The following is a 4,040-nucleotide window of genomic DNA, read 5'->3' as shown; positions in this document are numbered from 1 at the left end:
GAGAGTAAATCTGCGTATCATCTGGGACATATTGCGGTGAAACAGGAAGAATCCAGCCAGTTCGCCAGCCATTCTTTGAGTTTAGGTGGAAAACTGGTGCGTAGTGATCTCAGCTTGTACCTGCAAGAAGAACGTGCTCATTGTCTGATGAATGGCATTTATGCTCCGGCGGAAGGACAGCACGTGGATCATCATACTACAGTACACCATCTGGTACCTGAATGTTCCAGTGAGCAAGATTATAAGGGCATTCTGACCGGGCACTCACGGGCCGTGTTTAATGGGAAAGTAATTGTTGCCAAAGACGCGCAACATACTGATGCTAAACAACAAAATAAGAATTTGCTGCTGTCAGCTAATGCTGAAATTGATACCAAACCGCAATTAGAGATTTTTGCGGATGATGTTGTGTGTTCTCATGGTGCTACTGTTGGTCAACTGGATGAAGAAGCTTTATTTTATCTGGCAACGCGTGGAATTGGCAGATTAGACGCATCCAGATATTTAATTCACGCATTTGCCCAGAACAATTTACGCCTTATTCCACATCGTGATTTGGCTGATTGGATGGGGCAATTATTAACGCAACAGCTGGGGTAAACTAATGAGCACGAATGCTTCGCTGGTTACATCATTGAATGTTAATGCGATTCGCAAAGACTTTCCTATTCTGAATCAGAAAATCAATGATTATGATTTAATTTACTTTGATAATGCTGCGACTACTCAAAAGCCTAAAGCGGTAATTGATGCTATGACTCATTATTATGAACTGGATAATTCCAATGTTCATCGTGGCGTTCATGCCTTAAGTGTCAGAGCAACAGAAAACTATGAAGCCGCCAGAGCAAAAATAAAGCGATTTATTAATGCCAAATCAACCAGGGAATGCATCTTTGTAAGAGGCACTACCGAAGGTATTAATTTGGTAGCGCAAAGCTTTGTTGCCCCTCATATTATGCCTGGTGAAGAGATATTGATTACTCATATGGAACATCATTCCAATATTGTTCCCTGGCAAATGGTCTGCAAGCAAACTGGTGCTGTTTTGCAGGTAGCGCCTATTTCACTGAATGGCGAACTGTTGCTTGATGAGTTTGAAAAGAAATTAAATGAAAATACCAAATTTGTCGCCATCAATTATGTTTCCAATGCTTTGGGTACGATTAACCCTGTGAAAAAAATGATTGAAATGGCGCATGCTTATGGTGCCAAAGTATTATTGGATGGTGCACAGGCGACAGCTCATTTACCTGTTGATGTCCAGGAGCTGGGATGTGATTTTTATGCTTTTTCTGGACATAAAATGTATGGCCCTACCGGCATTGGTGTGTTGTGGGGGAAAGAAGAGCTTTTAGAAAACATGCCTCCTTATCAGGGCGGCGGGGAAATGATTAATTACGTCAGCTTTGAAGGGACTGAATTTGCAGCGCTTCCGCATAAATTTGAAGCTGGAACCCCGAATATTGCAGGTGCTATTGGATTAGGGGCGGCCATTGATTATTTAGGGTCTTTGGACTTGGATGCGATTGCTCAATATGAGGCGCACTTATTACAGTACGCCACATCGGCAGTTGAGGCGATAAAAGGATTTAATATTATCGGAACTGCAGCCCATAAAGTATCCGTTATTTCTTTTGTTCATGGCACTATTCATGCCCATGACATTGGAACAATCCTTGATAGTGAAGGTATTGCTATTCGTAGCGGTCATCATTGCGCCATGCCTTTGATGGATTTTTATGGTGTGGCAGCAACGTCACGAATTTCTTTGTCGTTCTATAATACACAAGAGGAAATTGATCGCTGTGTTGAGGCTTTGGAAAAAGTTAAAGAGGTATTTGCATGAGTACGGAGTTGCGAGAACTTTATCAGGAAATCATTATTGATCATAATCGCAATCCGCGAAATCACCACTCTATGGATGATGCGACTACTCAGGCCAATGGGTTTAACCCTTTATGCGGCGATAAGCTAACCGTTTACGCCAAAATTAATGACGAACTGATTACAGATTTGAGCTTCGTTGGCTGTGGCTGTGCTATTTCCCAGGCTTCTGCTTCGTTGATGACGGATGCATTGAAAGGTAAGACCGTAGAAGAGGCTCATGATTTATTTCATCGATTTCATCATATGCTTACTGTAGATGAAGACGGACAATTGAGTTCTATGGATAAATTGACGGTTCTTGCTGGAGTGAAAGCATTCCCGGCTCGGGTTAAGTGTGCCACTTTAGCATGGCATACGTTGGAAGCAGCCTTAAATAAAGAGTCTGCTGTAGTGAAGACGGAATAACTTATATCACAGAGCGAATCAGTTAGAGGTGTGGCATGTTTGGTTTTAAAAAGAAACAGGATAGTGATGTGATAAAAGAAGCGGTGATTTTGGCACTCAAAGGCGTTTATGATCCTGAAATTCCCGTTAATATCTATGACTTGGGCCTAATCTATGATGTAGACATTAATGATGAAGGGCATGTTGATGTTAAAATGACACTGACCACACCGGGTTGTCCTGTAGCACAAACCTTCCCCGGTACTGTAGAGCAAGCAGTTAATCAGGTGGACGGGGTTAGTGACTGTACGGTTGAACTGGTATGGGAACCACCTTGGTCCCAGGAACGAATGACGGAAGCTGCAAGACTTGAGTTAGGGATTTTTTATTGATGTTGTCTGAATCATCGTGGCAGCCTTCTGCTTCAATCGAATTATTACGTCAACGTGCTCAATTAATTACTGCGATACGGCAATTTTTCACTCAACGCCAATATCTTGAAGTGGAAACGCCAGTGATGGCTCGCTATGGGGTGACTGATGTATACCTTAGCAACATAAAGGCTGTGTTCCGTGGTGAATCATACAACTTGCAAACCTCGCCTGAATACCATATGAAGCGCCTCCTGGCAGCTGGCAGTGGGCCTATTTTCCAGTTAGCTCGAGTTTTTAGAGATGATGAACTGGGACGTTGGCATAATCCTGAATTTACGTTACTGGAATGGTATCAGTTAGGCATCAATCATCATGATTTAATGGATGAGATGGATGTCTTGTTACAGACATTGATTCAGTGTCGACCCATGATAAGAAAGACCTACCAACAGGCCTTTCTTGAAAGTTGTACTCTTGATCCGTTGACTGCACCAATAGCGCAATTAAAACAAACCTTGGCTCTATATGATTTAGACAACGTATTGCCATCTGAAGAGCAAGACCGCGATCAGTTTTTATTTTTGTTGATGAGCCATGTAGTTGAACCTTTTCTGGGTAAAGAAGACTGCCCTGTTGCTGTTTATAATTTCCCTGCTTCTCAAGCCTCCCTGGCTAAAATTAAAGATGGAGTTGCTGAGCGGTTTGAGGTGTATTATAAAGGTGTTGAGTTAGCCAATGGATTTCATGAGTTAACGGAAGCTGAGGCTCAGAGACAACGGTTTAATCATGATCTGGAGATTAGGGAAGAAAGAGCCCTTCCTCTGGTTGAAGCAGATCAGTATCTGCTGAATGCTCTTCACCATGGCTTACCATCATGCAGCGGTGTAGCCTTAGGCGTTGATAGATTATTGGCGCTAAGCCTTCAACAGTCGGATATTGCCAGTATTATTTCTTTTGATTTTTCCAGGGCTTAAAGGATTTTTCTGTAACAACTAACTAACGTCATCCCGAACTACGTGAGGGATCTCCTGTATGTTGCTTGTGCCACATGCCTTCCCTCTCTAACTCTCTCCCTCTCTCCCTCCCTAGGGAGAGAGAGGACTATAACCTTCGAAAGAGAGAGCGGTTTCTTAAGTCGTAGTCATTATACATACGTCCATCCGCCAGGAGATGTCCCTAAATCCAGAGCAGTTTGGCCTTTCTTCGGATAATGTCCCAGAAAAAACGACGCTTCCCATAACTTGAGATAAGTCTTCTTGGCTGGATTAATTTTTTCATTCAATGAATTGACATATTCCTTGAGTGCTTAACTTTAACTCACAGTTGTGCTTAAAGTGAATGCATAATTTGATCTTTTGGGTTATAATGAACTCACTTCGGAGTGATTGAGGT

The 4,040-nt window shown here is 42.4% G+C and carries 5 protein-coding genes and 1 pseudogene; 5 read left to right on the top strand and 1 reads right to left on the bottom strand.

Features of this window, described 5'->3' with window-relative positions:
* From sufD to epmA, 5 genes are all read left to right on the top strand, one after another.
* Window positions 1-600: Fe-S cluster assembly protein SufD (sufD, locus tag Q0495_RS09560; protein ID WP_298625385.1), on the top strand; the 600-nt coding region annotated here is incomplete at its 5' end.
* A 4-nt stretch (window positions 601-604) separates the two neighbouring features.
* The gene (locus tag Q0495_RS09555) at window positions 605-1,849 is read left to right on the top strand and encodes a cysteine desulfurase (protein WP_298625382.1); all 1,245 of its coding nucleotides are present in this window, start codon (window positions 605-607) and stop codon (window positions 1,847-1,849) included.
* Complete coding sequence (gene sufU / locus Q0495_RS09550) at window positions 1,846-2,295, top strand: Fe-S cluster assembly sulfur transfer protein SufU (RefSeq protein ID WP_298625379.1); 450 nt, start codon at window positions 1,846-1,848, stop codon at window positions 2,293-2,295. The genes Q0495_RS09555 and sufU overlap by 4 nt, the downstream gene beginning before the upstream one ends.
* A gap of 35 nt (window positions 2,296-2,330) precedes the next feature.
* Window positions 2,331-2,666 (top strand): SUF system Fe-S cluster assembly protein, encoded by a 336-nt coding sequence (locus tag Q0495_RS09545; protein WP_298625376.1) that lies wholly within the window; start codon window positions 2,331-2,333, stop codon window positions 2,664-2,666.
* 2 nt (window positions 2,667-2,668) lie between these two features.
* Window positions 2,669-3,622, top strand: a complete 954-nt coding sequence (epmA, locus tag Q0495_RS09540; protein WP_298625388.1) for an elongation factor P--(R)-beta-lysine ligase — start codon at window positions 2,669-2,671, stop codon at window positions 3,620-3,622.
* A gap of 173 nt (window positions 3,623-3,795) precedes the next feature.
* Here the strand turns inward: epmA and Q0495_RS09535 are convergent.
* Window positions 3,796-3,946, bottom strand: a pseudogene (locus tag Q0495_RS09535) (SAM-dependent methyltransferase); the annotation flags it as partial.
* Window positions 3,947-4,040: the final 94 nt, after the last annotated feature.

The sequence above is a fragment of the uncultured Legionella sp. genome, assembly GCF_937871865.1.
GTDB lineage: Bacteria > Pseudomonadota > Gammaproteobacteria > Legionellales > Legionellaceae > Legionella.
This window is presented reverse-complemented; position numbering and strand designations above follow the sequence as displayed.